Genomic DNA, 4,703 nt, shown 5'->3' on the forward strand with positions numbered 1-4,703 from the left:
GTTAAGGATGGCGAGCCCGGCATTTGCTGGGTTTCCGCTCGATTGCGATGAAAATGCGAGGGGCGCGGCGCAAGACTCCGCTAACCACGCCGAGGCATGGCTGCGCCGGCGATCCCGCAGATCGAGGCCTTGCCGGCAGGCGGCGCAGGCTGAAAAATGTCGTGCGCTTCCGCTGCGGCACCGGCTTCCGCTTCGCGGTTTCCCGGAATAGCCTGCGTCCGCGCAGGACGCGCACCGGGCCGGGAGGGTGACGGCCGCAGCAAGGGAGGAGGTTCTCGATGTTCCGCAAGGCAAGCATGGCTCTCGCAGCCGCCCTGATCGTGACGGGCGCGGCGCTCGCCGATCCGATCGAGGGCAACTGGAAGACCCAGTCGGGCGAGACGGCGTCGATTTCCGGCGGCGGCTCCTTCTCGATCACGCTGAAGACCGGCAAATATGCCGGCAAGACCATCGGCTCGCTGAAGACGTCCGGCGAAAACTACTACACCGGCTCCATCACCGATCCCGCCACGGACAAGACCTACTCGGGCAAGGCCACGCTTTCCGGCACCACGCTGAACATGAAAGGCTGCGTGCTGGGAGGCCTGATCTGCAAGAGCCAGGCCTGGCACAAGCTGTGAGCCGGCCGCGCCGAAAACTTTAATCAATTTGAACCGCGGATGAACGGCCGCATCAGAGGCGGTTCAGGCTGATCGTGGCATTGCTGTGTCCATATCAAGGAGACAGCCATGCTCGCCCGCCGCTTCACCATCGTGTGCCTGCTGATGACGCTGTTCGGCATGGTCTTCGCCATCCTCGTGGCGGAGGCCAGCCGTCCGCAGCGCAACTGGGAGGAAGCCAGCTCCCATCGCTGCGGGTTCGCCTGCATCGGCCAGGGCCTGCGCGGGAACGCCTGGTGAGCGCGCGCCCGAACATCCGCCGCGGTCTCGGGCTGGCGGCGCGCGCCGGCGCGGTGCTCCTGTGCCTGGCCGCCCCGGTGCTGGCGGTGCCTGCCGTCAAGCCCGGCGGCGCCACCATCGAGGCGCCCGCGATGAAGCGGAGCGGCATCGGCCTCGTGCTGCTGGTCAGCCTGCGGCGCGGGTGAGCCGGCCCGGCCGGGACGACAGCGAGGGCGCCCCCTCCCCACCGCGGATCCGAATCCCTATAATGGGTCATGGAAAAGCGAATCTATCCCCAGGCCATCGAATCGATCGTCATGCCGGAGCCCTATCCCCGGCAGAGCTTCGACGATGCGCACGAGGCGGTCGCCGCGCTCCAGATGCTCTACGAGCGCAACACCCGCTTCCTGCGCGATTCCTTCATGGAGGTGGCGGCGAGCGGCGACACCAGCCGGCGCTACCGCGCCTTCTATCCCGAGGTCGGGGTCACCACGACGTCCTTCTCGCTGGTCGATTCGCGCCAGGCCTACGGCCACATGCCGACGCCCGGCCATTTCTCCACCACCGTCACCCGGCCGGACCTGTTCAGGACCTATCTCACCGAGCAGCTCCGGCTCATCATGCGCAACCACGGCGTGCCGGTCACGGTCGGCGAATCCGGGACGCCGATCCCGCTGCATTTCGCCTTCCTCGAGGGCACCTACGTCGACGGCTCGGCGGCCGAGCGCATCCGGCGGCCGATCCGCGACCTGTTCGACGTGCCGGACCTCGACGGCACCGACGACCATATCGCCAACGGCACGCTGGAGGTCGGGCTGGGCGAGCCGCGGCCGCTGGCGGTGTTCACCGCGCAGCGCATCGACTATTCGCTGCACCGGCTGGCGCACTACACCGCCACCAGCCCCGAGCATTTCCAGAACTTCGTCCTGTTCACCAACTACCAGTTCTACATCGACGAATTCTGCGCCCGCGCCCGCGAGCGCATGGCGGCGGGCGGCGAGGGCTACACGGAGTTCGTCGAGCCGGGCAATCTGGTGACCATGGCCGGCGAGACGCAGCCGGCCGCGAGCACGATATCTGCGCGGGCGCCGCAGATGCCGGCCTACCACCTCAAGAAGCGCGACCATGGCGGCATCACCATGGTCAACATCGGCGTCGGCCCCTCCAACGCCAAGACCATCACCGACCACATCGCCGTGCTGAGGCCGCACGCCTGGGTCATGCTCGGCCATTGCGCCGGCCTGCGCAACACGCAGGCGCTGGGCGACTACGTTCTGGCGCACGCCTATGTGCGCGAGGACCACGTGCTGGACGACGACCTGCCGGTATGGGTCCCGATCCCGCCGCTCGCCGAGATCCAGGTCGCCTTGCAGGAGGCGGTGCAGGAGGTCACCGGCCTGTCCGGCTACGACCTCAAGCGCATCATGCGCACCGGCACGGTCGCCACCATCGACAACCGCAACTGGGAGCTTCGCGACCAGCGCGGCCCGGTTCAGCGGCTGTCGCAATCGCGGGCGATCGCGCTCGACATGGAATCGGCGACCATCGCGGCCAACGGCTTCCGCTTCCGCGTGCCCTACGGCACGCTGCTCTGCGTCTCCGACAAGCCGCTGCACGGCGAGCTCAAGCTGCCGGGCATGGCCACCGAGTTCTACAAGCGGCAGGTGGCGCAGCACCTCACCATCGGCATCAGGGCGATGGAGAAGCTGGCCGCGATGCCGATGGAGCGGCTGCATTCGCGCAAGCTGAGGAGCTTCTCCGAGACGGCGTTCCAGTAGCGCGCCGCCCGCCGGCCTCAGCCGCCGTTCACCAGCGCGAGGATCAGGCGCTGCATGTTGCCGCCGTCGCTGAACTCCTCGCGGTCGAAGTCGCGTCCCTCCCGGCGCTGGGCGGCGGAGGCCGCCGCGAGCCGGGCGGTGAGCTCCGCGCGGATCTTCTTGCAGCCAGGGTCGCCGTCCACGGTGAAGCCGACGGAGAAGCCTTCTATCGTCCTCACCATCGCCTTGATGCTCTCGCCGTGCACCTTCTCGTGGGCGAGCACGCCGGCCGCGAAAACGTCCCACCTCGCCCGGACTGCGGCGGACAGCGCCCCCGACGGCTTCGGCACCGTGTAGGTGACGGTCAGCCACGGCCTGGCGGCGGCCAGCACGCAGGCGTCGCCGCGCGGCTCGTATTTGCGCGACCATTTGAGGTCGAAGGTGGTGTGCGCGATGGCCCGCATCGGCCCCACCTTCGGCCCGCGCTCGCCGATCGAACGGTAGAGCTCGATGCCGGTGCTGCCGGCGATCGGATAGGTGACGACCCTCTCCGCGACCTGTCCGTCCGCGCGGGCGGGCACGGCCGTCGCCGCCAGCAGGAAAAGGACTGCGGCAAGGCGGGCATCGGTCATCGTCGTCGCTCCGTTCGTGGCTTGTTGCCTGACCGGGACGCGGCCGCTATTGCCTATCATCAATGAGCCGCATTTCCCCGTATCAGTCCGCTACCATGAAGCCGCCCGTGACGCGACCGCCCCTGATCGTCCTCGCCGCGCTCGCCGCCGTTCTCGCGCTGGCGGCGATGGTGCTGGCCGGCTATTTCGGCGACCAATCGTCCTATCTCGACGCCTTCAGCCATTTTCGCGTGCATTTCGCCGTCGCGGCGGCGCTGCTGTCGCTGCCGCTGCTGGCGAGCCGGTTCCGGCTGACGGCGCTGTCCGTGCTGGTGTTCGCCGGCGCCTGCCTGTTCACCAGCCCGGCGACGATGATGGGGCTGGCGGCGCCCGGCCAGGCCGGGGCCGCGCCCGCCGCGGACGGGCCGGCGGTCTACCGCCTCCTCCAGATGAACCTGCGCTTCAACAACCCGACCCCGGAAAAGGTGCTGTCGCTGGTCGGCTCCAGCCAGCCCGACATCATCACCTTCGAGGAAAGCTCGCAGATGTGGCAGGCCAAGCTGGCGCTGATCCAGCACGCCTATCCCTACCGCGTCAGCTGCGGCAGCGTCTACGGAACCACGATCCTGTCGCGGCGGCCGTTCGCGGAAGGAAGCGAGCCGCGCTGCTTCGGGTCCGGCGCGCTGGCGCTGGCGAAGGTGGATCTCGGCGGCACCGTGGTCGACGTGGCGGCCGTGCATCTCGGCTGGCCGTGGCCGGAACGGCAGGTGCGGCAGATCATGCGGCTCGCCGCGCCGCTTGCCTCGCTCGGCGCCGACGCCATCGCGGCCGGCGACTGCAACGCAGCCCCCTGGAGCGCCGCCGTGCGCCTGCTGGCCGCCCAGGGCGGGCTGACGGTGATGCCCTCGGTCGGGCCGACATGGATGTGGCGGCGCATGCCCGACTGGCTGCGCTTCGCCGGCCTGCCGATCGACCAGGTGTTCTCGAAGGGCGGCGTCGCCATCCGCTCCGCGCAGAAGCTCGGGCCCGCAGGCTCGGACCATCTGCCGATCCTCGTCGAGTTCAGCGTGACCCCGAAGACGCGGCCGGACGACGACAAGACGGCGACGGCGTCCGCCGCCGCGGCCGGCCGGGACGGCTGACGGCCCGCCGTCACATGCCCTGGTAGACGGGCCCCTCGCCGCCCTGCGGCGGAACCCAGTTGATGTTCTGGTTGGGGTCCTTGATATCGCAGGTCTTGCAGTGCACGCAGTTCTGCGCGTTGATGACGAAACGCACGTCCTGCGCGGCGGGATCGGCGGCGGGATTGCCGTCCTTGTCCACCCATTCGTAGACTCCGGCGGGACAGTAGCGCGTCGAGGGACCGGCGAACACGTCGTGCTCGGAGCGCTTCTGCAACTCCATGTCCTTGACCACGAGGTGGACCGGCTCGTTCTCCTCGTGATTGGCGCCGGACA

At 69.0% G+C, this 4,703-nt stretch carries 7 protein-coding genes; 5 read left to right on the forward strand and 2 right to left on the reverse strand.

Annotation, left to right across the window (positions count from 1 at the left end; translation table 11 throughout):
• Positions 1-278 precede the first annotated feature (278 nt).
• From WMK75_RS18355 to WMK75_RS18370, 4 genes are all read left to right on the forward strand, one after another.
• Positions 279-620 carry a DUF2147 domain-containing protein gene (locus WMK75_RS18355; RefSeq protein WP_347269027.1) on the forward strand — a complete coding sequence of 114 codons (342 nt, stop codon included), beginning with the start codon at positions 279-281 and terminating at the stop codon, positions 618-620.
• Between the two features lie 108 nt (positions 621-728).
• A complete protein-coding gene (locus WMK75_RS18360; RefSeq protein ID WP_347269028.1) occupies positions 729-899 on the forward strand; it encodes a hypothetical protein in 171 nt (56 codons plus the stop codon).
• On the forward strand, positions 896-1,084 hold the full coding sequence (locus WMK75_RS18365) for a hypothetical protein (RefSeq protein ID WP_347269029.1): 189 nt from the start codon (positions 896-898) through the stop codon (positions 1,082-1,084). The genes WMK75_RS18360 and WMK75_RS18365 overlap by 4 nt, the downstream gene beginning before the upstream one ends.
• Before the next feature lie 111 nt (positions 1,085-1,195).
• Complete coding sequence (locus tag WMK75_RS18370) at positions 1,196-2,656, forward strand: AMP nucleosidase (RefSeq protein ID WP_347269033.1); 1,461 nt, start codon at positions 1,196-1,198, stop codon at positions 2,654-2,656.
• A 17-nt stretch (positions 2,657-2,673) separates the two neighbouring features.
• Here WMK75_RS18370 and WMK75_RS18375 read toward each other — a convergent pair whose 3' ends face one another.
• Positions 2,674-3,267, reverse strand: coding sequence for a DUF922 domain-containing protein (locus tag WMK75_RS18375; RefSeq protein WP_347269030.1), 594 nt, complete (start codon positions 3,265-3,267; stop codon positions 2,674-2,676).
• A 107-nt stretch (positions 3,268-3,374) separates the two neighbouring features.
• Between WMK75_RS18375 and WMK75_RS18380 the strand changes: the two genes are divergently transcribed.
• Positions 3,375-4,388 carry an endonuclease/exonuclease/phosphatase family protein gene (locus WMK75_RS18380; RefSeq protein ID WP_347269031.1) on the forward strand — a complete coding sequence of 338 codons (1,014 nt, stop codon included), beginning with the start codon at positions 3,375-3,377 and terminating at the stop codon, positions 4,386-4,388.
• Between the two features lie 10 nt (positions 4,389-4,398).
• Here WMK75_RS18380 and WMK75_RS18385 read toward each other — a convergent pair.
• The coding region (locus WMK75_RS18385; RefSeq protein ID WP_347269032.1) for a 4Fe-4S dicluster domain-containing protein at positions 4,399-4,703 on the reverse strand (305 nt) is incomplete at its 5' end.

This window comes from Paracoccus sp. (in: a-proteobacteria) (genome assembly GCF_039808215.1).
Classification (GTDB): Bacteria; Pseudomonadota; Alphaproteobacteria; order Rhodobacterales; family Rhodobacteraceae; genus Paracoccus.

Coding starts and splice junctions, on each gene's coding strand:
- WMK75_RS18355 (WP_347269027.1), top strand. CDS start 279: ATGTTCCGCAAGGCAAGCATGGCTCTCGCAGCCGCCCTGATCGTGACG.
- WMK75_RS18360 (WP_347269028.1), top strand. CDS start 729: ATGCTCGCCCGCCGCTTCACCATCGTGTGCCTGCTGATGACGCTGTTC.
- WMK75_RS18370 (WP_347269033.1), top strand. CDS start 1,196: ATGCCGGAGCCCTATCCCCGGCAGAGCTTCGACGATGCGCACGAGGCG.
- WMK75_RS18375 (WP_347269030.1), bottom strand. CDS start 3,267: ATGACCGATGCCCGCCTTGCCGCAGTCCTTTTCCTGCTGGCGGCGACG.